Raw genomic sequence first — 22,000 nt, forward strand, 5'->3', positions numbered from 1 at the left:
CAGTACCGCGCATTCCTGGCACCGGGTACGGACTGCACTTGTGATCATCTTCAACAAGCGGCATATCGAACGCCATCAGTTGCCCTGCGTTCTCAAGGTCTTCAACCGTTTTACCGATCAGCCGATCGGCCAGCTGGGTAATGCCTCAGTAGACGGTTTGATGCTCATCAGCCAACTGCCGGTGCTGGTCGGGCCGGATTACGAGCTGCAATTGCGTTTGCCGTTGGCCGGTGGCGGGTATCAGTTCATCAACCTCACCGCCAGTTGCCTGTGGTGCCGCGAAGACCAGACGCCCGGCCATTACGACTCCGGCTTCATGTTGCTGCAGGCGCCCCGCGAGTACGACGAGTTCGTTCGCTCTCTGCACGACTATTTCAGTTTCCGCCCCGCCAACGCTTCCGCTAGAGCCGAGTAGGCTAGAATCGGGTCGACCTCGATACAGGACGACCCCGTGAGCTCCAGCATTTTCTGGCACGACTACGAAACCACTGGCATCAACCCGCGCTGCGACCGGCCGCTGCAGGTGGCCGGTGTGCGCACCGACTTCGACCTCAACGAAATCGAAGAACCGATCAGCCTCTATTGCCGCCCCTCGGACGACATCCTGCCGCACCCGGCTGCTTGCCTGGTCACCGGCATCACCCCGCAACAACTGGAAACCCAAGGGCTGTGCGAAGCCGAATTCATGACCCGGGTGCACGCGCAACTTGCGCGCCCAGGCACCTGTGGCGCTGGCTACAACACCCTGCGCTTTGACGATGAAGTGACGCGCTACAGCCTTTACCGCAACTTTTTCGACCCTTACGCCCGTGAGTGGCAGGGCGGCAACAGCCGCTGGGACCTGATCGACATCGTGCGCACGGCCTATGCCTTGCGCCCTGAAGGCATCGAGTGGCCGCAGCAGGATGGCCGTACCAGCCTGCGCCTGGAGCTGCTCAGCAAAGCCAATGGCATCGACCATGGCCACGCCCACGAGGCACTTTCCGACGTGCGGGCCACGATTGCCCTGGCGCGCTTGATCCGGCAGAAACAGCCGAAATTGTATGAGTGGCTGTTTCAGCTACGCAGTAAACAAAAAGTGATGGAACAGGTCCGTTTGTTGCAGCCGCTGGTACATATTTCGGGGCGTTTTTCGGCGGCCCGTAATTACCTGGGCGTGGTCCTGCCGCTGGCGTGGCACCCGCGCAATCGCAATGCCCTGATTGTCTGCGACCTGCATCAGGAAACCCTACCGTTATTGCGGGAAAGTCCTGAAGTTCTTCGTCAGCGCTTGTATACCCGCCACGAAGAATTGGCCGAGGGCGAATTACCCGTTCCGCTTAAATTGGTGCAGATCAATCGTTGCCCAGTGCTGGCGCCACTCTCGGTATTGCGCCCGGCCGATCAACAACGGTTGGGCATCGACTTGACGTTGTTACAATCGCGTGGCGAACAGCTGGCCAATCAACAAGCACACTGGCAAGACAAGCTGGAACACATCTACGGCAAGGATGAATTCACGCCGAGTGAAGATCCTGAACAACAGTTGTATGACGGTTTTCTGGGCGACCGTGATCGGCGTTTGTGTGAGCAAGTTCGCACGCTGGAACCCGCGCAATTGGGCCAGGGGCACTGGATGTTCGATGACCCGCGCATGCCTGAACTGTTGTTCCGTTATCGGGCTCGCAACTTCCCTGAGACCTTGAACAGTGAAGAGCGTCAGCGTTGGTACGGCTTCTGTCAGCAACGCCTGAGCGACCCGCAGTGGGGCGCGCCGAATACCCTGGGTGATTTCGAGCAGGCGCGGCAGCGTGCCTGGGAAGGCGCTGACGAGGCGGGCCGGCGGGTTCTGGACGCGTGGCAGGAACACGCGCGAAAACTGCAGGCACAATTTGCAATTGCGCAGTGAATGGAAAAACAAAAACGCCGGCATTGAGCCGGCGTTTTTTTGTTGCGCTAAGCAACGTTGAGCGTGCGGACAATCAGTCCAGCAGGGTCGCCCAGCTTTCAACCACGTCACCACCCCACTTGGCTTTCCATTCTTTCAGGGTTTTGTGGTTGCCGCCTTTGGTTTCGATCACTTCACCATTGTGCGGGTTCTTGTATTGCTTGACCTTGCGCGCACGCTTAGTGGCGGTAGGCTTGACCGCGCCGCGAGGCGCTTTGCTCAGTTTCGACTCTGGGTCGAGAAGGGCAATCACATCACGCAGCGACTTGGAGTACTCGCCCATCAGCGTGCGCAGTTTGCCTTCGAACTCCAGCTCTTGCTTCAGCTTGTCGTCTTGCGAGAGGTTGGCCAGACGGGCTTGAAGTTCCTTGATGGCTTCTTCGGTGGCGCGGTACTCGTTAATCAGGGACATGGAGAGTTCCTTTAATGCGTGTTCAGAAATGTGTGGGCCAATAATAGACAGGCGATACTCGCAAGTAAACATACAAATGGGCCATTAACTGTTAATTAAGCTGTCACAACATTTCTCTGCGTGAACAAAAATTTACATTAGCCCTGCGTTTTGTCATGCCGCTGAACAGGGCCACGTCTTGTGTGCCTGGCGGTGTGCACAACGCACGCGGTGCGATCCATACTGCGTTTTTCCTGGCGGGCCGCTAGAATGAGCGCCTTTGCGAAGTTCTGGAGTCTCATTCATGCGCACCTATCGTCTGGTGATCGCCTGCCCCGACCGTGTTGGCATCGTGGCGAAAGTCAGTAATTTCCTGGCCTTGTACAATGGCTGGATCAACGAAGCCAGCCACCACTCCGATGAACAGAGTGGTTGGTTCTTCATGCGTCATGAAATCCGTGCCGAATCCCTGCCATTCGGTATCGAGGCATTCCGCGAGGCGTTCGCGCCCATCGCCGAAGAGTTCTCCATGACCTGGCGTGTGACCGACTCGGCGCAAAAAAAGCGCGTGGTGTTGATGGCCAGCCGCGAATCCCACTGCCTGGCCGACCTGCTGCACCGCTGGCACACCGACGAGCTGGATTGCGATATCCCCTGCGTTATCTCCAACCACAACGACCTGCGCAGCATGGTCGAGTGGCACGGCATTCCGTTCTTCCATGTACCGGTCGACCCCAAGGACAAGGCGCCAGCCTTCGCCGAAGTGTCGCGCCTGGTCCAGGAACACGCGGCCGACGTGGTAGTGCTGGCTCGCTACATGCAAATCCTGCCGCCGCAGCTGTGCCAGGACTACGCTGAAAAAGTGATCAACATCCACCACAGCTTCCTGCCATCCTTCGTCGGTGCCAAGCCGTACCATCAAGCGGCCCTGCGCGGCGTGAAGCTGATCGGTGCGACGTGCCACTACGTGACCGAAGAGCTGGATGCCGGCCCGATCATCGAGCAGGACGTGGTACGTGTCAGCCATGCCGACAGTATCGAAGACATGGTCCGCTTCGGCCGTGATGTCGAGAAGATGGTGCTGGCCCGCGGCCTGCGTTATCACCTGGAAGACCGCGTGCTGGTGCACGGCAACAAGACCGTGGTGTTCGACTGATACCGAGCCGGCCTGCTTCGCAGCCCATCGCCGGCAAGCCAGCTCCCACAGGTGCGGCGCTAGCCTTGGAGGCTACACAGTTCGGGTGGGAGCCGGCTTGCCGGCGATGGGGCGCAAAGCGCCCCCTCAATCGCGAGGAAACGCTCATGCCAGATCCACGTGACAAAGCTGGCGCCTCACCACCGCCAACCCTCGGCGAGGGCTGCCTGGCCCGCTATGACCCCGAGGCCCTGAGCGACGTCGACGGCACCGACTTCCCCGGAGCAGCCGAACTCTGGCAGCAACTCAACCCGCCTGACGGCGCCAACGCTCCAGCAGCGGGCGTGCCAGCAAACAAGCGAACACCGGCCCACCCGCGAGCAGATAAAAGTAGTAAGTGACCGCGCGCCAGATAACGATCGCTGCGGCCGCTGTCGAACTGCCCACCAAGGGTGTGAGCAGGCTTGCCGAGGTCAATTCGGCGGCACCTGCGCCACCCGGCAACAGGCTGAACTGGCCGGCGCTGAGCGAGAGCATCTGCACCAGGAAGCTGGGGATCCACGACAGCTCCACGCCCAGCCCCTTCAGCACCAGGTACAGCACGCTGTAGCGCAGGCCCCAATGCGCGCAGGTCAGGGTGAATACCAGTGCCAGCGTGCGCTTGGGCAGGCGCCAGGTTTGTGCCAGGGCGTCGATGAAGTGCAGCAGCTTGCGCGCCCAGCGGCGTTTACGCCCCGCAGACATCCCCAGGCGCTGTAACAGGCGACCGTTCAAGCGCATCAGCCCGCGCCGGTAGCGCAGCAGCCCCAGCACTACGACCAATGCCGCACACAGCAACAGTGCGCTGCCCAGCAACATGCTTTGCTGGCTGTGCCCCAGGCGGTGGAACAACGCATAGCCGGCGATCGCCAGCATCGCGCAGAAGAAAAACAGCAAGTCGTTCAACTGGTCCATGGCGAATACCGCGCCACTGCGCGCCGGGCCAATGCGGTCGCGCGCCAGCAGGGCCATGAGGGTCAGCGGGCCGCCGCTGCCGCCAGGGGTGGTACAGATGGCGAACTCGGTGGCCATGACCACGCCGAGGCTGCGCAGGTAACGCAGTTGTGCGCCTTGCTGGCCGAGCAGCAGGCGCAGGCGAATGGCGTTGATCACCCAGCACAGCACGATCATGCCCAGTAGCATGAGTAACAGGCCGGGGTCGAAGCGTTGCAGGCGGGGCAGCAGTTCGCTGCCGCCCAGCAGCGTCGGTACCAACACCGCGCCCAGCAGGGCCAGGCCTAGCCAGCCCAGGCGATTCATGCGCTGGCCTGGCGGTCCAGCCAGGCGGACTTGGTCAACGGCTCGCGGCCCTCTGCCAGCAGCGCCTGCAGGGTGTGTAGCCAGTAGTCGCGTGATACGCGGTGGCGCATGTCCACCGGGTGCAGGCCGAGACGCAGGGTCTGCGCGCCACGCCAGCGTTGGCATTGCCAGTCGCAAAGCACCTTCGACACCCTTCGGCGCCAGGCGCTGCGTGCGCTCCACACCAGGCCGGGGGCCTCGATGGCGGTGAACTCAGGCAGGCGGTACAGGTGCTGCGGTGTGCTGGTGTAGCGCAGCGGCAACTGGCGCAGGGCCTGGCGCGTGCCTTCGCTCATCAGCCAGGCGGGGGCGACGAAGCCGGCCACCGGCCAGGCTTGCCGCTCGAACACCGCCAGGCCTTGTTCCAGGCGTGCTAGCGCCTGACGTTGATCCAACCCGTAGAATTCGCCTTCATGGGTATAGATGCGGCGCATGAAGAATGCGCCGGGGCTGCGCGGTGGCGCGCCGTCGTCGGCGTGGTAGTAGCCATGCAGCGCCAGCTCATCACCCAGTGCCAGGCGCCGGTCGAGCAGGCGGCAGAACGTGGGCGAGCGGTGCAGGGGGTTGCGGTGGTGAAAGTCTGGCACCACCAGCCAGGTCATGGGCACACCGCCGATCTTGTCGACGGCTTCGACGAAGGGTTGGTAGTCGGGCCAGGTCTCGGGCGCGATGTCGTGCAGCACCAGCATCAGGCTGCGTGCTGCGCTGCCGGTTTCAGCCATGGGCCCGCGCCCGCGGTTGGTGGCCGAGCACGGCCTGGTAATGCTGCAGCAGGCCGGCGACCACGTTGTCCCATGAATAGTGTTGCTCGACATGGCGGCGGGCTTGGGTGCCGAGGGTACGCACGCCCTCTTCGAACACCTGGCGCACCGCCTGCGCCATGGCTGCCCCGTCATTGGCCTGGCACAGCCGCCCGCATTGTTCGTTGACGATCTCGCCAAAGGCACCGGCACGCACCGCCACCACTGGCGTCGCGCTGGCCATGGCTTCGAGAATGACCAGGCCAAAGGTTTCCTGGTCGCCGGCATGCACCAGCAGGTCGGCACTGGCCATCAGCCTGGCGACCTCCTGCGGCGGGCAGAAGTGGTCGATCACGCTGACGTTCTGCGGCACATTCGCAGGCATGTTGGAGCCCACCAGCAACAGGTGGTAGGGCCGGCCCAGGCGCTGCATGCAGTCGAGCAGAACCGGCAGGTTCTTTTCCCGCGAGCCGCGGCCGGCGTAGATCAGCAGGCGGCTGGTGTCGGCAATCCCAAGTTCCGCGCGCAGGTGCGGGTCGCGGTGGTCGGGATTGAAGGTGGCCAGGTCTACACCCAGGCGCTGCACATGCACATCGCGTATGCCCAGCCGGCGCAGTTTGTCGGCCATCACCTGGCTGGGGGCCAGCACCCGGTCGAAGTTGCCGTACAGCTTGCTGACGTAGGCTTCGACATTGGGCGTGAACCAATTGCCCATGCGGTTGCTCACCAGCAGCGGGAGGTCGGAATGGTAGAAGCCAATCACCGGCACATCCAGCTGGCGGCGTGCCTCCAAGGCAGCCCAGGCTGTCAGGTACGGGTCGCCGACTTCGATCAGGTCGGGTTTGAGGCTGCGCAGCACATTGCACCAGGGCGCCAGGCGCACCGGGAAGCGGTAGCCATTGCCAAAGGGCAGGGGTGGGGCCGGCACCTGGTAGATGCCATCGGTGTGTTGCGCGCTGGCGCCGGGGATCAACAAGCTGTGGCGCACGCCTTGGATGGCATCGAGGCGGCGGTGTTTGGCATCAAGATAGGTACGTACGCCACCACTGGCGGGGGCGTAGAACATGGTGATGTCGGCAATGTGCACGATCAGCATCCCTCCGGGATCGTCTTCGGGTCTGTCATCCGGCCGTAATGGACCGGCGATGACGCGCCTAAAGGTTGACCTACCAGAAGGATAGTTTGTTCGATCGAGGTTGGGCTGGTTGCTGCGGGCTTGTAGGCGCAGCCTTGTGCTGCGAAGAGGTCGGCACGGACGCTACAGCTTTGTGGGCTGAGCTGGCCTCTTCGCAGCGCAAGGCTGCTCCTACAGGGGGCTATTGAACCGTCATTAGATGCGGAAGCTGCCCACCAAGTGTTTCAGGCGCGAGGCCTGTTGCTCCAGGTCCGAACACGCGCGCAGGGTGGCCTGCAGGTTTTCGACACCTTCCTGGTTGAGCATGTTGATCTCGTTGATGTCCATGTTGATCGCCTCGACCACGGCCGTCTGCTCTTCGGTGGCGGTGGCCACCGACTGGTTCATGCCGTCGATCTCGCCGATACGCACCGTCACGCTGTCCAGCCGCTCGCCGGCCTGGTTGGCGATTTGCACGCTGTCCTGGCTGTGGCGCTGGCTCTGGCCCATGGTATCGACCGACTCGCGGGCACCGACCTGCAGCTCTTCGATCATGGTCTGCACCTGTTGTGCCGATTCTTGGGTGCGGTGTGCCAGGTTGCGCACCTCGTCGGCGACCACGGCAAAGCCACGCCCGGCTTCACCGGCGCGGGCGGCTTCGATCGCCGCGTTCAAGGCCAGCAGGTTGGTCTGCTGGGAGATGCTGGTGATGACTTCGAGAATCTGGCCAATGTTGACGGTCTTGCTGTTGAGCGTCTCGATGTGCGCACTGGAGGTGACGATCAGGTCGGACAGGCGGTTCATCGCGGCGATGTTGCGCTCGACCACCTGCTGGCCTTCTTCGGCCAGCAGCCGTGCGGAGCTGGCGTGTTGCGAAGCCTGGGCAGCATTGCCGGCGATTTCCTGTGCGGCGGCGCCCAATTCGTTGATGGCGGCGGCGACGCTGTTGGTGCGGTTGGATTGCTCGTCCGAGTTGGTCATTGACGAGTTCGAGGCGCTGATCACGCGCAGGGCCACTTCATTGACCTGTTCGGTGGCCGAGGACACTTCGCGGATGGAGCCGTGGATACGCTCGACGAAGCGGTTGAAGGCGCTGCCGAGCAGGCCGAATTCGTCGTGGTTGTGGATGCGCAGACGTTTGGTCAGGTCGCCTTCGCCTTCGGCGATGTCTTCCATGGCGCGGGTCATGGTCAGCAACGGTTGCATCAGCACGCGAATCAGCAGGCCGAGCAGGCCGATGATGATGACCACCGCGACCAGCGTGGCGATCACCGCCGAGGTGCGGAAGGTGCTGAGCATAGAGAAGGCTTTGTCCTTGTCCACCGACAGGCCGATGTACCAGTTGGCCGAAGGCAGGCCTTTGATCGGGGTGAAGGTGAGCAGGCGGGTCTCGCCCTGGGCCTGAACTTCTGTCAGCTCACCGGACAGTTTCGGCGTGTGCTGAGGGAACAGGTCTGACAGCGATTTCATCACCAGGCTCTGGTCCGGGTGTACCAGGATTTTACCTTGGTCGTTGACCAGGAAGGCGTAGCCCAGGCCGCCGAAGTTCAGCGAGTTGATGATCTGCACCAAGCCGTCGAGGGCCAGGTCGCCGCCGACCACGCCCACGCTGTTGGAGACCTTGCTGAGGATGCCGATGACCATCTTGTTGGTGGTCATGTCGATGTACGGTTCGGTCAACGTTGCGCCAGAGGCGTTCATGCCGTCCTTGTACCAGGGGCGGGTGCGTGGGTCATAACCCTCAGGCATCTTGGCGTCCGGGCGCACGCTGAAACCGCCATCGACCTTGCCCAGGTACACCGTGAGGAAGCTTGTGATCAGCGCATTCTGCCCCATCAGGGTTTCAGCGTCGTTGGGGGCCTGGGCAATGTTCTGTGCCAGGTTCTCCACTAGCTTTATACGGCCTTCGAACAGGTTGCGGATATTGGTCGAAGTCGACTCGCCCATTTCAGTCAGATAATTCTCCAGATCCTCTCTGATGGCATTACGCTGGAGATAATCGTTATAGAGGGTGAACAGGCTGAAGGCGAGTATCACGATCAGTGAGGCCGCCAAGAGAATCTTGTGGCTGAAACGAAGGCTTTTGCTCATGGAGTAATCGGTTCCGCTAAGGTTTTATCGGGCGTTCGCACGAATACATCTGCAAGACAGTGCAACATCCCGGGAAGTCCTAGTTGGGTTGTTACTGTGTTCTAGGCGAATATCACCTCGAGGTATCGGCCGATACGCGGCAAAGCTTGAGAAGAGGATGAAAGAAGATGTCGGATTCTTCGCAAATAGTTGTAGGGGCGGGCCTTGATGGTCATCCTGTCAATCAAGCCATGCGCCTCGCCAACCGTCACGGCTTGGTGGCCGGCGCCACGGGCACCGGCAAGACGGTCACCTTGCAGCACCTGGCCGAGGTGTTCAGTGATGCGGGCGTGGCAGTGTTCGCGGCCGATGTAAAAGGCGACCTGTGCGGCCTGGGTGCGGCGGGCGCACCGCAGGGCAAGGTGGCCGAACGCATTGCCGGCATGTCTTGGTTGGGGCATACGCCGCAGGCTTATCCGGTAAGCCTGTGGGATATCGCCGGGCAGTCCGGCCACCCCTTGCGCACGACCCTCAGCGAAATGGGGCCGCTGCTGCTGGGCAACCTGCTGGAACTGACCGACAGCCAGCAGGCAGCCTTGTATGCCGCATTCAAGGTGGCCGACCGTGAAGGCCTGCTGTTGCTCGACCTCAAGGACCTCAAGGCGCTGCTGGCGCACCTGAAGGACAACCCGCAGATGCTGGGTGAAGACAGCGCGCTGATGACCAGTGCCTCCACCCAGGCCTTGCTGCGTCGCCTGGCGACCCTGGAGCAGCAAGGTGCCGAGGCGCTGTTCGGTGAGCCCGCGTTGCAACTCGAAGACTTGCTGCGGCCTGGCAGTGACGGCCGTGGGCGCATCCACCTGCTCGATGCCAGCCGGCTGGTGCATGAAGCGCCGAAGGTGTATGCAACCTTCCTGCTGTGGCTGTTGGCGGAGTTGTTCGAACAGTTGCCAGAGCGCGGCGATGCCGACAAGCCAGTACTGGCGCTGTTTTTCGATGAAGCGCACTTGCTGTTCAATGGCACGCCCAAGGCGTTGCAGGACCGCCTGGAGCAGGTGGTTCGGCTGATTCGCTCCAAGGGCGTGGGGGTCTACTTCGTGACCCAGTCGCCAGGTGATCTACCCGATGCGGTGCTGGCCCAACTGGGTTTGCGCATCCAGCATGGTTTGCGTGCGTTCACCGCAAAAGAGCAGAAGTCGCTGCGGGCCGTGGCCGATGGTTTCCGCCCCAACCCCGCATTCGACAGCCTGGCGGTGCTGACCGAGCTGGGTATTGGTGAAGCGTTGGTCGGTACGCTGGAAGAGAAGGGCACCCCCGCCATGGTGCAGCGGGTGCTGATCGCGCCGCCGCAGTCGCGTATCGGGCCATTGAGTGCGGCTGAGCGCACTGCATTGATTACCTCGTCACCGCTGGCCGGGCGTTATGACAAGCCGGTGGACCGTGAATCGGCTTATGAAATGCTCACTCAGCGCAAAGGTGAGCCTGTCGAGCCAGCGCCAGTGCCGAAGGCCGATGAAGAGAGCTTTGCCGACAAGGCTGGCGAGTTTTTGCAGAGTGCAGCGGGGCAGGCGATCAAGTCCGCCGTGCGGCAGGCGGCCAATCAGTTGGGTCGGCAATTGGTGCGCGGGCTGATGGGGTCGTTGTTGGGGGGCAAGAAGCGCTAGCAGCGCCACGCATTGTAGGAGCAGCCTTGTGCTGCGAAGAGGCCGGTACAGCCTATGAAGCTGTAGTGCCTTTGCCGACGTTTTCGCAGCGCAAGGCTGCTCCTACAGAGGCGCGGTAATATGAAAAAGGCGCCCGAAGGCGCCTTTTTCTACAGCGGTGTCGCTCAGCCGATCGCTTTGGACGCTAGCCAGAACAGGCCAGCTGCCAAGCCCATCGAGGCAGGCAGGGTCAGGATCCACGCCAGCAGGATGGTCTTCACGGTGCCGCCTTGCAGGCCGCTCTTGTTGGCGACCATGGTACCGGCCACGCCGGACGACAACACGTGGGTGGTCGATACCGGCAGGCTGAACACGTTGGCCATGCCGATGGCACAGGCCGCTGTGATCTGCGCCGACATGCCCTGGGCGTAGGTCATGCCCTGCTTGCCGATCTTCTCGCCAACGGTCAGGACCACGCGCTTCCAGCCGACCATGGTACCCAGGCCCAAGGCCAGGGCAACGGCCACGATCACCCAGAACGGTGCGTATTCGGTGGTGGCGGTGAGGTCTTTGCGCAGCTTCTCAAGGTCTGCCTTTTCACGGGCATCCAGGCCTGGCAGCTTGCCGACCTTTTTCGCCGTGTCATCCAGGCAGAGCAGGTAGCGGCGAACTTCCACGCGCTTCTCGGCATCCAGGGTGTGGTAGTCGGTCACGCCCTTGAGCGAGGCCTGCAGTGCGGCGATGGTCGGCTCGGTCTGCTGCGGGTTGCAGCTGAACTGTTCCGGCAGGTCGCTCGCCTTGGCCTTGCCCAACGCCAGGAACTCACCCAGGGTGGCGGCATTGCGCTCGTAGAACTGGCTCATGTGCAGGGTGGCGTCGCGGGTGCGTTCGATCTGGTAGGTGGTGCTGTTCAGGTCGAGCACGAACTTGGCCGGCACGATACCGATCAGCACCAGCATGATCAGGCCAATGCCTTTCTGGCCATCGTTGGAACCGTGCACGAAGCTTACGCCCATGGCCGAAATCACCAGTACCAGGCGGTTCCAGAACGGCGGGTGCTTCTTGTCGTCGAGCTTGCGGCGCTGTTCAGGCGTCTTGTGCATCTTGGACAGCGGGCGCCACCATTTAAGGCCGATCAGCACCAGCGCAGCGACCGCGAAACCGGCCATGGGCGAGACCACCAGCGACATGGCGATGTCGATCGCCTTCTGCCAGTTGACGCCATCGCCCAGCGGGATGTCGTTGATCAGGGCGTTGGCCAGGCCAACACCGAGGATCGAGCCGATCAGCGTGTGCGAGCTGGAAGCAGGGATACCGAAGTACCAGGTGCCCAGGTTCCAGGTGATGGCCGCAGCCAACAGCGAGAAGACCATGGCCAGGCCGTGTCCGGTGTTCACATTGATCAGCAGCTCTACCGGCAGCAGGTGAACGATGGCATAGGCCACCCCGACACCACCGAGCAGAACGCCGAGGAAGTTGAACACGCCGGAGAAGAACACGGCGAGGTGCGGCGGCATGGCTTTGGTATAGATGACGGTAGCTACCGCGTTGGCGGTGTCATGAAAGCCATTGATGAACTCGAAGGCGAGTACGAAGGTCAAGGCGAGCAGGAGGCTCACCAACACCCAGGCATCCAGTCCGCTGAATAAATCGATCATGAAGGTTGTCTGGCGGTCTTAGGGGGGCGGGATTATGCCAGAAAATATTGGCAATCGATGCACCTGCTACAGACCAATAGCACGCACTGTGACGCAGCCTTCACGTGCTTGCCAGCGCTTGCATGAACAGTAGCGTCCGCAAAAAAGCGTGAAATATTCAAAAAATCGGCAAATGTCTGGGAAATAGTCGACGCTTGACTGATTCAAACGGTCGTATGAAATTTGTGTAATTCCATTTCATCATCGACCTCTGGGTAAAGATCGACCGCGCCCGGGCAGGCCGGGCGACGACGCGGAAGGCGGAACGTTGCGCTTAAAGCTTGTCGCTGCGCAGTTCCTTTTCCATTTTTTCCAGTTCCTGGTTGAACGCCTGGTCACGCACGCTGGCGCGCTTGCGCCACGGTTTGCGTTCGGGGTCCGGTTGAGCGGCGTAAGTGGTCACTTCACCACCGTAAACATCCTTGTAACGTTCAGCCTGGCGCTCGAGTTCTGCGCGCAGTTCATCTTTCGTCACAGTAGTACCTGAGTAAGTTGAATTAAGACTGTTGTTTTAGCTGTACAGCATGCCCCTGCGCATACAAAGGATGCCACAGGGAAAGCAGAGGGGGTGCCATACAGAACCTGCACATGCGTGGGTTGCCCGTAAGTGCTGGAGACAGCGGTGTGTTCCATTACCACAGCAACAAGGCGTACAACCCAATCGATTATAGCAACCGATAATTCTTCGAACAGGGATATTTACCAAAGCCTGACATGCCCGTCGAAGTAGTTGGGCTCAATGGGTAACGCGTCACACCGTGCGTATAACTTTGAAAGGCGCGAGCGGCAAAAGTTCGTCGGCCAGCCGTGGCGAACGCAGAAAGTAAAACGGCCTCGCACAAGGCGAGGCCGTTGCCTGGGACTTCTACGGTGGGTACCTGACCAGTCTCTCCAAAGAAGCCACAAAGTGGCATGAGAAAGGTATAAGCAAAAGTGTCAGCGGTCAATTGCGATTATCGGCCGTTCGTTCGATAATCGCACGAACCAGCGTTTTTTTTGAGGTGAGCGATGAGCGACGAAACAGCGGCCAACGAATCTGCCAACCCAGAGTCGGCACGCCCTGCCGCACCCGCCCTGGCGCCGCCGATCGTGGCATCGCCGGCCAAGCGTATTCAGGCGTTTACTGGCGACCCGGATTTCATGACCTCCCTCGCGCGTGGGCTGGCGGTTATCCAGGCGTTTCAGGAGCGCAAGCGCCACCTGACCATCGCCCAGATCAGCCACCGCACCGAAATCCCTCGCGCAGCCGTGCGCCGTTGCCTGCATACCTTGATCAAGCTGGGCTATGCGACGACTGACGGGCGCACGTATTCACTGTTGCCCAAGGTGCTGACCCTGGGCCATGCCTACCTGTCGTCGACGCCATTGGCGATTTCTGCGCAGCCGTACCTGGACCGCATCAGTGACCAACTGCACGAGGCGGCCAACATGGCCACCCTCGAAGGTGACGACATCCTTTATATAGCCCGATCGGCGACCGTGGAGCGGTTGATCTCGGTCGACCTGTCGGTAGGCGGGCGCTTGCCGGCCTACTGCACGTCGATGGGGCGCATTCTGCTGGCGGCGATGGACGACACCAGCCTGCGCGAGTACCTTGACCGGGCTGACCTCAAGCCGCGTACCAGCCGCACCTTGCACGATGCCGAATCGTTGTTTGCCTGCATTCAGCAGGTGCGAGCCCAGGGCTGGTGCGTGGTGGACCAGGAACTGGAGCAAGGGCTGCGTTCTATCGCCGTGCCGATCTATGACGCTTCGGGGCAGGTGCTGGCTGCCTTGAATGTCAGCACCCACGTCGGGCGTGTGACGCGCAGCGAACTGGAGCAGCGCTTCTTGCCGATCCTGCTGGCGGCCAGTCGGGACCTTTGCCATCAATTGTTCGGGTGATGCCACGCAAGGGAGGGCCGCTGAGCGCCCTTCCTGCCCCATTATCGAGCACGGACGCCTTTCCTGTTCGATAAACGCACAATGTCGTGCTCAGTGAATTGCGTCGTCCCGGTAGGCTGATTAATGTCTCTCGCAACGGTCGGCTTTGCCGACCGAACAAGAAAAACATGTGAGGCACATACCATGACTACTGTCCCATCGCTGCCGCGGCCGCACCCGCTCGCAGCACTGTTGTATCCAGGCTGACGCAGCCCGCCATCCTCCTATTATCAACCCCTGTACTTGCGCGCTGAGTGCAGTGGCATGGCCGTGCCCTAATTCTGGATAACAACAATGAACCAACCGCAAACCAACGTCGGCAAATGCCTCGACGTCCAGTCGTTCATCAACGACCAGCCGCTGTCCCGCTATCAATGGCGCGTCGTGCTGCTGTGTTTTCTGATCGTTTTCCTCGATGGCCTGGACACTGCCGCCATGGGCTTCATCGCCCCGGCCTTGTCGCAGGAGTGGGGCATCGACCGCGCCAGCCTCGGCCCGGTCATGAGTGCCGCGTTGATCGGCATGGTGTTCGGCGCACTGGGCTCAGGCCCACTGGCCGACCGTTTCGGGCGCAAAGGCGTGCTGGTGGCTGCCGTGCTGGTGTTCGGCGGCTTCAGCCTGGCCTCGGCCTACGCGACCAATGTCGACCAGTTGTTGGTCCTGCGCTTCCTCACCGGGCTTGGCCTGGGTGCGGGTATGCCGAATGCGACGACGCTGCTGTCCGAGTACACCCCTGAGCGGCTCAAATCGCTGCTGGTGACCAGCATGTTCTGCGGCTTCAACCTGGGCATGGCGGGCGGTGGGTTTATCTCCGCGAAGATGATCCCGGCGTATGGCTGGCATAGCCTGCTGGTGATCGGTGGCGTGCTGCCGCTGTTGCTGGCGGTGGTGCTGCTGGTCTGGTTGCCGGAGTCAGCACGCTTCCTGGTAGTGCGTAATCGCGGTACGGATAAAGTGCGCAAAACCCTGGCGCCGATTGCGCCGCAGGTAGTGGCCCAGGCGGCCAGCTTCAGCGTGCCGGAGCAAAAGGCGGTGGCGGCGCGCAACGTATTCGCGGTCATCTTCTCCGGCACCTACGGCCTGGGCACGATGTTGCTGTGGCTGACTTACTTCATGGGCTTGGTGATTGTCTACCTGTTGACCAGCTGGCTGCCGACCCTGATGCGTGACAGCGGGGCCAGCATGGAGCAGGCGGCGTTCATTGGCGCACTGTTCCAGTTTGGCGGCGTGCTGAGCGCAGTCGGGGTGGGCTGGGCCATGGACCGCTTCAACCCGCACAAGGTCATCGGCATTTTCTACCTGCTGGCCGGGGTGTTTGCCTACGCGGTGGGGCAGAGCCTGGGCAACATCACCCTGCTCGCCACCCTGGTGCTGGTCGCTGGCATGTGCGTTAACGGTGCGCAGTCGGCCATGCCGTCGCTGGCTGCCCGCTTCTACCCAACCCAAGGGCGTGCCACGGGCGTTTCGTGGATGCTGGGCATCGGCCGCTTTGGTGCGATCCTCGGCGCCTGGAGTGGTGCGACGCTGCTGGGCCTGGGCTGGAATTTCGAACAGGTGCTGACAGCGCTGCTGGTGCCGGCGGCATTGGCGACGGTGGGTGTGGTCGTGAAAGGGCTGGTCAGCCACGCGGACGCGACCTGAGTGCCGAAGGGGGCCGCTTTGCGGCCCATTCGCAGCACAAGGCTGCTCCTACAGTAGAAATACATAAATGGTTCGATAATCGCACATAAGGTCGATTATCGGATTGTAAGGGGCCTGCCAGTCTCCTTAATCTGAACGCACTGATGAACCCTGACCGGGAGTCTCCAAAGCGAGCCGGCACCCCATGAATTCGCTATCGCTGCGATTCATTCGGGGGCCAACCCGCGAGCAGATCGTTGCGGCCATCCGCTGGGCGATCCGCTTTGCCGGCGACGTGCAGACCACCACCGAATCCACCCGAATCGAGATGTCCGCCTTGCGCGACCTCGAAGCCCATACCGCCGCGGCCCATGGCCAGATGGCAGGAGAAGCCAAATGCGCGACGTATTCATCTGTGACGCCATCCGCACCCCGATCGGCCGCTTCGGCGGCGCCCTGGCCGGCGTGCGCGCCGATGACCTGGCGGCAGTGCCGCTGAAGGCGCTGATCGAGCGTAACCCTTCGGTGCAGTGGGATCAGGTCGACGAAGTGTTCTTCGGCTGTGCCAACCAGGCCGGTGAAGACAACCGCAACGTGGCGCGCATGGCGCTGCTGCTGGCGGGCCTGCCTGAGAGCATTCCTGGCGTGACCCTGAACCGCCTGTGCGCATCGGGCATGGATGCCATCGGCACGGCGTTCCGCGCGATCGCCAGTGGCGAAATGGAATTGGCCATCGCCGGTGGCGTTGAGTCGATGTCGCGTGCACCCTTCGTGATGGGCAAGGCCGAAAGCGGCTACTCGCGCAACATGAAGCTTGAAGACACCACCATCGGCTGGCGTTTCATCAACCCGCTGATGAAGAGCCAGTACGGCGTCGATTCGATGCCGGAAACCGCTGATAACGTCGCTGACGATTACCAGGTGTCCCGCGCCGACCAAGATGCATTCGCCCTGCGCAGCCAGCAAAAGGCCGCCGCGGCCCAGGCAGCCGGCTTCTTCGCCGAAGAGATCGTGCCAGTGCGCATTGCCCACAAGAAGGGCGAAACTATCGTCGAGCGTGATGAACACCTGCGCCCGGAAACCACCTTGGAAGCATTGACCAAGCTCAAGCCGGTCAATGGCCCGGACAAGACCGTCACCGCAGGCAACGCGTCGGGTGTCAACGACGGTGCTGCGGCACTCATCCTGGCCTCGGCGGAAGCGGTGAAGAAACACGGCCTGACCCCACGTGCCCGGGTACTGGGCATGGCCAGCGGCGGCGTTGCTCCTCGAGTCATGGGCATTGGCCCGGTGCCAGCGGTGCGCAAGCTGACCGAGCGCCTGGGTGTGGCGATGAGTGACTTCGACGTGATCGAGCTGAACGAAGCGTTCGCCAGCCAAGGCCTGGCCGTGCTGCGTGAGCTGGGTGTGGCTGATGATGCGCCGCAGGTGAACCCCAATGGTGGCGCGATTGCCCTGGGCCACCCGCTGGGCATGAGTGGCGCGCGCCTGGTGCTGACGGCGTTGCATCAGTTGGAGAAGAGCGGCGGGCGTAAAGGCCTGGCGACCATGTGTGTGGGGGTAGGCCAAGGTTTGGCGTTGGCCATCGAGCGGGTTTGATCAGGCTCGGCCTCTTCGCGGGTAAACCCGCTCCCACAGGGATCCACGCAATCCTCTGTGGGAGCGGGTTTACCCGCGAAGAGGCCGGATCTATGAGACACAAGGCTAATGGCCAGCCGCGCAGCGGAACGAGTGTGTTACTAGGTATGTCTAGACTTACCTAGGACCCTCCAGGAGTAAAACCTCATGACCTCAACCTATTACACCGGCGAAGAACGCAGCAAGCGTATCTTCGCGATCGTAGGTGCCTCTTCAGGCAACCTGGTGGAATGGTTCGACTTCTACGTCTACGCCTTCTGCGCGATTTACTTCGCCCCGGCCTTCTTCCCCTCCGACGACCCCACTGTGCAGTTGCTCAACACCGCGGGTGTGTTCGCAGCGGGCTTCCTGATGCGCCCCATTGGGGGCTGGATCTTTGGCCGCCTGGCCGACCGCCATGGCCGCAAGAATTCCCTGATGATCTCGGTGCTGATGATGTGCGCCGGGTCCTTGATGATTGCCTGCCTGCCGACCTACGGCAGCATTGGTACCTGGGCGCCGGCGCTGCTATTGCTCGCCCGCTTGATCCAAGGCCTGTCGGTAGGTGGCGAGTACGGCACCACGGCGACCTACATGAGTGAAGTGGCACTGCGCGGCCAGCGCGGTTTCTTCGCCTCGTTCCAATACGTGACCCTGATCGGCGGCCAGTTACTGGCGGTGCTGGTGGTGGTCATCCTGCAGCAGTTGCTGACCGAGGACGAACTGCGTGCCTGGGGCTGGCGTATTCCGTTCGTGGTCGGTGCCGTGGCCGCGCTGATCTCGCTGATGCTGCGTCGCTCGCTGCACGAAACCAGCAACGCCGAAACCCGCAATGACAAAGACGCCGGCTCGATCAGCGGCTTGTTCCGCAATCACGCCGCGGCGTTCATCACCGTGCTGGGGTACACCGCCGGCGGTTCGCTGATTTTCTATACCTTCACCACCTACATGCAGAAGTACCTGGTCAACACGGCCGGGATGAACGCCAAGAGCGCCAGCTATGTGATGACGGGGGCGCTGTTCCTGTTCATGATCCTGCAGCCGTTCTTCGGCATGCTGTCCGACCGTATCGGCCGGCGTAACTCGATGCTGCTGTTCGGCGCCTTGGGCACGCTGTTCACCGTGCCCCTGTTGATGGCGCTGAAGACCGTGACCAGCCCGTTCCTGGCGTTCGTGCTGATCAGCCTGGCCTTGTGTATCGTCAGTTTCTACACCTCGATCAGCGGCCTGGTAAAAGCGGAGATGTTCCCGCCGCAGGTGCGCGCACTGGGTGTGGGCCTTGCGTATGCGGTGGCCAACGCCATGTTCGGCGGGTCTGCTGAATACGTGGCCTTGGGCCTGAAGACCCTGGGCATGGAAAACACCTTCTACTGGTACGTGACGGCCATGATGGCGGTGGCCTTCTTGTTCAGCCTGCGCCTGCCGAAGCAGGCAGCGTACCTGCACCATGACGATTAAGGACCTGCAATGACGTACCGTGCGGACAACCAGCTGTTCGATGCCTACTTCACCGCGCCGGCCATGCGCGAGATTTTCTCAGACCGTGGCCGCCTGCAGGGCATGCTCGATTTCGAAGCCGCCCTGGCCAGCGCCGAAGCGGCCGCCGGGCTGGTCCCGCACAGTGCGGTGGCGGCCATCGAGGCGGCCTGCAAGGCTGAGCGTTACGACGCTGGCGCCCTGGCCGATGCCATTGCCAGTGCTGGCAACTCGGCGATCCCGTTGGTGAAGGCGCTGGGCAAAGTGATCGCCAGCGGCGTGCCCGAGGCCGAGCGCTACGTGCACCTGGGCGCCACCAGCCAGGACGCCATGGATACCGGGCTGGTACTGCAACTGCGCGATGCCCTCGACCTGATCGAGGCAGACCTCGCTCAACTGGCCGATACCCTGGCGCGCCAGGCCTTGCAACATGCCGACACCCCGATGGTGGGGCGTACCTGGCTGCAACACGCCACGCCGGTCACCTTGGGCATGAAGCTGGCCGGTGTGCTGGGCGCGCTGACCCGTCATCGCCAGCGGCTTCAGGAGCTGCGCCCGCGCCTGCTGTGCTTGCAGTTCGGTGGTGCGTCCGGCAGCCTGGCTGCGTTGGGCAGCAAAGCCATGCCGGTGGCCGAGGGCCTGGCCGAGCAGCTCAAGCTGCACTTGCCCGAGCAACCCTGGCACACCCAGCGCGACCGGCTGGTGGAATTTGCCTCGGTGCTGGGCCTGATCGCCGGTAGCCTCGGCAAGTTTGGCCGCGATGTCAGCTTGCTGATGCAGACCGAGGCGGGGGAGGTGTTCGAGCCTTCCGCGCCAGGTAAAGGTGGTTCGTCGACCATGCCGCACAAGCGCAACCCAGTGGGTGCCGCCGTGCTGATCGGTGCCGCTACCCGCGTGCCGGGCCTGTTGTCGACCTTGTTCGCCGCCATGCCTCAAGAACATGAACGCAGCCTTGGCCTGTGGCATGCCGAGTGGGAAACCCTGCCGGATATCTGCTGCCTGGTTTCTGGCGCCCTGCGCCAGGCCCAGGTGATTGCCGAAGGCATGCAGGTCGATGCCGAACGTATGCGCCGCAACCTCGACCTGACCCAGGGGCTGGTGCTGGCCGAGGCGGTCAGCATTGTCCTGGCTCAGCGCCTGGGCCGTGACCGTGCTCATCATTTGCTCGAGCAGTGCTGCCAGCGCGCCGTCGCCGAACAGCGCCACCTGCGTGCCGTGCTGGGTGACGAGCCGCAGGTCAGTGCCGAGTTGTCGGCAGAAGAACTCGATCGCTTGCTCGACCCTGCCCATTACCTTGGCCAGGCCCGCGTCTGGGTGGCGCGCGCCGTGGCCGAACATCAACGTTTCACTGCCTGAAGGAGACTGCTGTGGCGCACTTGCAACTGGCCGATGGCGTACTGAACTATCAAATCGATGGCCCGGCGGATGCTCCGGTGCTGGTCTTGTCCAACTCCCTCGGCACCGACCTGGGCATGTGGGACACGCAGATCCCCGTGTGGAGCGAGCACTTCCGTGTGCTGCGTTATGACACCCGCGGCCACGGCGATTCGCTGGTGACCGCCGGCCCGTACAGCATCGAGCAACTGGGCCGCGACGTCGTGGCCTTGCTCGACGCCCTGGACATCAACAAGGCGCACTTCGTCGGCCTGTCGATGGGCGGCCTGATCGGCCAGTGGCTGGGCATCAACGCCGGCGAGCGCCTGGCCAGCCTGACCCTGTGCAACACCGCCGCCAAGATTGGCAGCGATGAGGTCTGGAACCCGCGTATCGACACCGTGCTCAAGGGCGGCCAACAGGCCATGGTCGAGCTGCGCGACGCGTCCATTGCCCGCTGGTTCACCCCGGCCTTCGCCCAGGCGCAGCCCGAGCAGGCCCAGCGTATCTGCCAGATGCTCGCGCAGACCCAGCCTGAGGGCTATGCGGCCAACTGCGCTGCGGTACGCGACGCCGACTACCGCGAGCAGGTTCAGCGTATCCAAGTGCCGACGCTGATCGTTGCCGGTACTGAAGACGTGGTGACCACGCCGGAACATGGCCGCTTCATGCAGGCGGCTATCAAGGGTGCCGAGTATGTCGATTTCCCGGCGGCGCACCTGTCCAACGTCGAGATTGGCGAGCGCTTCAGCCGCCGTGTACTCGACTTCCTGCTGGCCCACTGAGGACAACGCCATGGATGAGAAACAACGCTACGACGCGGGCATGCAAGTGCGCCGCGCGGTGCTGGGCGATGCCCACGTGGACCGCAGCCTGGAGAAGCTCAACGACTTCAATGGCGAGTTCCAGGAAATGATCACTCGCCATGCCTGGGGTGATATCTGGACCCGCCCCGGCCTGCCGCGCCATACCCGCAGCCTGATCACCATCGCCATGCTGATCGGCATGAACCGCAACGACGAGCTCAAGCTGCACTTGCGCGCCGCTGCCAACAATGGCGTGACCCGTGACGAGATCAAGGAAGTGCTGATGCAGAGCGCGATCTATTGCGGTATTCCGGCAGCCAATGCCACCTTCCACCTGGCGGAGTCGGTGTGGGATGAGCTGGGGGTTGAGTCGCGCGCTTGATCCTTGCGGCCTTTGTAGGAGCGGCCTAGCGTCGCGATCGGGCCGCAAAGCGGCCCCAACAGTATTTGCGGTATCACTGAAACCTGGGGCCGCTACGCGGCCCGATCGCGACGCAAGGCCGCTCCTACATCGACCTCAGTGTTACCGGCCCGGCGTTGGCTTCCACGGCCCGCTTCAGCGCTGGGCACAACCCCAGCATGAATGCAGCTTCGGCCACCACGAACAGCGGGCCGATGATCAGCCCGCTGATGTCGTCGACGAACGCCGGCTTGCGGCCCTCGTAGTAGTGGCCGACGAACTGGATGATCCAGCCCAGTACAAATGCCCCCAGCCCAGCCCCCAGCCACAGCCCGGTGCTTTGCACCGCCAGTACCTGGCCAACCCATAGGCACAGCCCCAGCAGCAGGCCCATGACCAGCCCGAAGCGCAGGTCCAGGCGCAGGTAGAACCACACCGAGGCGGCCGCCGCCAGCAGGGCAGGTGACAGCCAGATGCCTGCAATGTCCCAGCCTGGGCGTGACAGCAGAATGGTCACGGCCAGCACGATCAGTGGAATGCCGACGAAATGGGTGGCGATGTTGCGCGGGTCGCGGTGGTAATTGGCGTACTGGCTCAGGTGCTCTTCGAGGTTTTTCATTATTGTGCCTCCCTGGTTTGCCTGATCGGGTTTTACTGCCTGTGCCGGTCCCTTCGCGGGCACAGGCAACCTATATTGCTCAGGATAGCCTGCAGCCCACCAGCATCATC

The 22,000-nt window shown here is 62.3% G+C and carries 20 protein-coding genes and 2 pseudogenes; 13 read left to right on the forward strand and 9 right to left on the reverse strand.

Features of this window, described 5'->3' with window-relative positions:
• Positions 1 to 46 precede the first annotated feature (46 nt).
• A complete protein-coding gene (locus tag ACMCNM_RS04655) occupies positions 47 to 415 on the forward strand; it encodes a PilZ domain-containing protein (protein ID WP_027594075.1) in 369 nt (122 codons plus the stop codon).
• 36 nt (positions 416 to 451) lie between these two features.
• Positions 452 to 1,888: an exodeoxyribonuclease I gene (gene sbcB / locus ACMCNM_RS04660; protein WP_412764013.1), complete on the forward strand. Its 1,437-nt coding sequence runs from the start codon at positions 452 to 454 to the stop codon at positions 1,886 to 1,888.
• A gap of 73 nt (positions 1,889 to 1,961) precedes the next feature.
• On the opposite strand, the gene mvaT is transcribed toward sbcB, so the two are convergent.
• Complete coding sequence (mvaT, locus tag ACMCNM_RS04665; RefSeq protein ID WP_027594077.1) at positions 1,962 to 2,339, reverse strand: histone-like nucleoid-structuring protein MvaT; 378 nt, start codon at positions 2,337 to 2,339, stop codon at positions 1,962 to 1,964.
• Between the two features lie 283 nt (positions 2,340 to 2,622).
• On the opposite strand from mvaT, the gene purU reads away from it, so the two are divergent.
• Positions 2,623 to 3,474, forward strand: coding sequence for a formyltetrahydrofolate deformylase (purU, locus tag ACMCNM_RS04670; protein ID WP_027594078.1), 852 nt, complete (start codon positions 2,623 to 2,625; stop codon positions 3,472 to 3,474).
• 146 nt (positions 3,475 to 3,620) lie between these two features.
• Positions 3,621 to 3,854: a hypothetical protein gene (locus ACMCNM_RS04675; RefSeq protein WP_412764014.1), complete on the forward strand. Its 234-nt coding sequence runs from the start codon at positions 3,621 to 3,623 to the stop codon at positions 3,852 to 3,854.
• Here the strand turns inward: ACMCNM_RS04675 and ACMCNM_RS04680 are convergent.
• The 5 genes and pseudogenes from ACMCNM_RS04680 to ACMCNM_RS04700 all read right to left on the reverse strand — a co-directional run.
• The gene (locus ACMCNM_RS04680) at positions 3,760 to 4,752 is read right to left on the reverse strand and encodes a lysylphosphatidylglycerol synthase transmembrane domain-containing protein (RefSeq protein WP_027594079.1); all 993 of its coding nucleotides are present in this window, start codon (positions 4,750 to 4,752) and stop codon (positions 3,760 to 3,762) included. The genes ACMCNM_RS04675 and ACMCNM_RS04680 overlap by 95 nt on opposite strands.
• Positions 4,749 to 5,513 carry a DUF2334 domain-containing protein gene (locus ACMCNM_RS04685; RefSeq protein WP_099430333.1) on the reverse strand — a complete coding sequence of 255 codons (765 nt, stop codon included), beginning with the start codon at positions 5,511 to 5,513 and terminating at the stop codon, positions 4,749 to 4,751. The genes ACMCNM_RS04680 and ACMCNM_RS04685 overlap by 4 nt, the downstream gene beginning before the upstream one ends.
• Positions 5,506 to 6,627 (reverse strand): glycosyltransferase family 4 protein, encoded by a 1,122-nt coding sequence (locus ACMCNM_RS04690; protein WP_275747072.1) that lies wholly within the window; start codon positions 6,625 to 6,627, stop codon positions 5,506 to 5,508. Before ACMCNM_RS04690 ends, ACMCNM_RS04685 begins: the two co-directional genes overlap by 8 nt.
• Positions 6,628 to 6,861: 234 nt before the next feature.
• On the reverse strand, positions 6,862 to 7,626 hold the full coding sequence (locus ACMCNM_RS04695) for a methyl-accepting chemotaxis protein (RefSeq protein WP_371097681.1): 765 nt from the start codon (positions 7,624 to 7,626) through the stop codon (positions 6,862 to 6,864).
• 93 nt (positions 7,627 to 7,719) lie between these two features.
• Positions 7,720 to 8,736: pseudogene (locus tag ACMCNM_RS04700) on the reverse strand (cache domain-containing protein); the annotation flags it as partial.
• A gap of 167 nt (positions 8,737 to 8,903) precedes the next feature.
• Between ACMCNM_RS04700 and ACMCNM_RS04705 the strand changes: the two are divergent.
• Positions 8,904 to 10,379 (forward strand): helicase HerA-like domain-containing protein, encoded by a 1,476-nt coding sequence (locus tag ACMCNM_RS04705; RefSeq protein ID WP_412764015.1) that lies wholly within the window; start codon positions 8,904 to 8,906, stop codon positions 10,377 to 10,379.
• Between the two features lie 164 nt (positions 10,380 to 10,543).
• On the opposite strand, the gene ACMCNM_RS04710 is transcribed toward ACMCNM_RS04705, so the two are convergent.
• On the reverse strand, positions 10,544 to 12,016 hold the full coding sequence (locus tag ACMCNM_RS04710; protein ID WP_027594084.1) for an inorganic phosphate transporter: 1,473 nt from the start codon (positions 12,014 to 12,016) through the stop codon (positions 10,544 to 10,546).
• A gap of 313 nt (positions 12,017 to 12,329) precedes the next feature.
• Positions 12,330 to 12,530: a hypothetical protein gene (locus ACMCNM_RS04715; protein ID WP_412764016.1), complete on the reverse strand. Its 201-nt coding sequence runs from the start codon at positions 12,528 to 12,530 to the stop codon at positions 12,330 to 12,332.
• Positions 12,531 to 13,063: 533 nt separating this feature from the next.
• Here ACMCNM_RS04715 and pcaR point away from each other — a divergent pair.
• From pcaR to pcaC, 8 genes and pseudogenes are all read left to right on the forward strand, one after another.
• Complete coding sequence (pcaR, locus tag ACMCNM_RS04720) at positions 13,064 to 13,939, forward strand: pca regulon transcriptional regulator PcaR (RefSeq protein WP_050580745.1); 876 nt, start codon at positions 13,064 to 13,066, stop codon at positions 13,937 to 13,939.
• Between the two features lie 333 nt (positions 13,940 to 14,272).
• Entirely contained in the window at positions 14,273 to 15,619 is a 1,347-nt protein-coding gene (locus ACMCNM_RS04725; RefSeq protein WP_099430330.1) for an MFS transporter, read from the forward strand.
• 177 nt (positions 15,620 to 15,796) lie between these two features.
• Positions 15,797 to 15,992: pseudogene (locus ACMCNM_RS04730) on the forward strand (CoA-transferase subunit beta); the annotation flags it as partial.
• 2 nt (positions 15,993 to 15,994) lie between these two features.
• A complete protein-coding gene (pcaF, locus tag ACMCNM_RS04735) occupies positions 15,995 to 17,197 on the forward strand; it encodes a 3-oxoadipyl-CoA thiolase (protein WP_099430329.1) in 1,203 nt (400 codons plus the stop codon).
• A gap of 186 nt (positions 17,198 to 17,383) precedes the next feature.
• Positions 17,384 to 18,673, forward strand: coding sequence for an MFS family transporter (locus ACMCNM_RS04740; RefSeq protein WP_027594089.1), 1,290 nt, complete (start codon positions 17,384 to 17,386; stop codon positions 18,671 to 18,673).
• A 9-nt stretch (positions 18,674 to 18,682) separates the two neighbouring features.
• Positions 18,683 to 20,047 (forward strand): 3-carboxy-cis,cis-muconate cycloisomerase, encoded by a 1,365-nt coding sequence (locus ACMCNM_RS04745; protein WP_412764017.1) that lies wholly within the window; start codon positions 18,683 to 18,685, stop codon positions 20,045 to 20,047.
• A gap of 11 nt (positions 20,048 to 20,058) precedes the next feature.
• Positions 20,059 to 20,850, forward strand: a complete 792-nt coding sequence (gene pcaD / locus ACMCNM_RS04750; protein WP_027594091.1) for a 3-oxoadipate enol-lactonase — start codon at positions 20,059 to 20,061, stop codon at positions 20,848 to 20,850.
• 10 nt (positions 20,851 to 20,860) lie between these two features.
• The gene (pcaC, locus tag ACMCNM_RS04755; RefSeq protein WP_027594092.1) at positions 20,861 to 21,253 is read left to right on the forward strand and encodes a 4-carboxymuconolactone decarboxylase; all 393 of its coding nucleotides are present in this window, start codon (positions 20,861 to 20,863) and stop codon (positions 21,251 to 21,253) included.
• A 124-nt stretch (positions 21,254 to 21,377) separates the two neighbouring features.
• Here the strand turns inward: pcaC and ACMCNM_RS04760 are convergent, their stop codons facing one another.
• Positions 21,378 to 21,890 carry a DUF962 domain-containing protein gene (locus tag ACMCNM_RS04760; protein WP_186677647.1) on the reverse strand — a complete coding sequence of 171 codons (513 nt, stop codon included), beginning with the start codon at positions 21,888 to 21,890 and terminating at the stop codon, positions 21,378 to 21,380.
• Positions 21,891 to 22,000: the final 110 nt, after the last annotated feature.

This window comes from Pseudomonas sp. NGC7, assembly GCF_047159675.1.
GTDB classification, from domain to species: Bacteria; Pseudomonadota; Gammaproteobacteria; order Pseudomonadales; family Pseudomonadaceae; genus Aquipseudomonas; species Aquipseudomonas kermanshahensis.

Excerpts from the sequence above, each read along its gene's own strand:
- ACMCNM_RS04690 (WP_275747072.1), bottom strand. The coding sequence starts at position 6,627 with ATGCTGATCGTGCACATTGCCGACATCACCATGTTCTACGCCCCCGCC.
- pcaF (WP_099430329.1), top strand. The coding sequence starts at position 15,995 with ATGCGCGACGTATTCATCTGTGACGCCATCCGCACCCCGATCGGCCGC.
- ACMCNM_RS04680 (WP_027594079.1), bottom strand. The coding sequence starts at position 4,752 with ATGAATCGCCTGGGCTGGCTAGGCCTGGCCCTGCTGGGCGCGGTGTTG.
- ACMCNM_RS04675 (WP_412764014.1), top strand. The coding sequence starts at position 3,621 with ATGCCAGATCCACGTGACAAAGCTGGCGCCTCACCACCGCCAACCCTC.
- ACMCNM_RS04685 (WP_099430333.1), bottom strand. The coding sequence starts at position 5,513 with ATGGCTGAAACCGGCAGCGCAGCACGCAGCCTGATGCTGGTGCTGCAC.
- pcaC (WP_027594092.1), top strand. The coding sequence starts at position 20,861 with ATGGATGAGAAACAACGCTACGACGCGGGCATGCAAGTGCGCCGCGCG.
- ACMCNM_RS04695 (WP_371097681.1), bottom strand. The coding sequence starts at position 7,626 with ATGACCAACTCGGACGAGCAATCCAACCGCACCAACAGCGTCGCCGCC.
- ACMCNM_RS04710 (WP_027594084.1), bottom strand. The coding sequence starts at position 12,016 with ATGATCGATTTATTCAGCGGACTGGATGCCTGGGTGTTGGTGAGCCTC.
- purU (WP_027594078.1), top strand. The coding sequence starts at position 2,623 with ATGCGCACCTATCGTCTGGTGATCGCCTGCCCCGACCGTGTTGGCATC.
- ACMCNM_RS04740 (WP_027594089.1), top strand. The coding sequence starts at position 17,384 with ATGACCTCAACCTATTACACCGGCGAAGAACGCAGCAAGCGTATCTTC.
- pcaR (WP_050580745.1), top strand. The coding sequence starts at position 13,064 with ATGAGCGACGAAACAGCGGCCAACGAATCTGCCAACCCAGAGTCGGCA.
- ACMCNM_RS04745 (WP_412764017.1), top strand. The coding sequence starts at position 18,683 with ATGACGTACCGTGCGGACAACCAGCTGTTCGATGCCTACTTCACCGCG.
- ACMCNM_RS04725 (WP_099430330.1), top strand. The coding sequence starts at position 14,273 with ATGAACCAACCGCAAACCAACGTCGGCAAATGCCTCGACGTCCAGTCG.
- ACMCNM_RS04705 (WP_412764015.1), top strand. The coding sequence starts at position 8,904 with ATGTCGGATTCTTCGCAAATAGTTGTAGGGGCGGGCCTTGATGGTCAT.
- mvaT (WP_027594077.1), bottom strand. The coding sequence starts at position 2,339 with ATGTCCCTGATTAACGAGTACCGCGCCACCGAAGAAGCCATCAAGGAA.
- ACMCNM_RS04760 (WP_186677647.1), bottom strand. The coding sequence starts at position 21,890 with ATGAAAAACCTCGAAGAGCACCTGAGCCAGTACGCCAATTACCACCGC.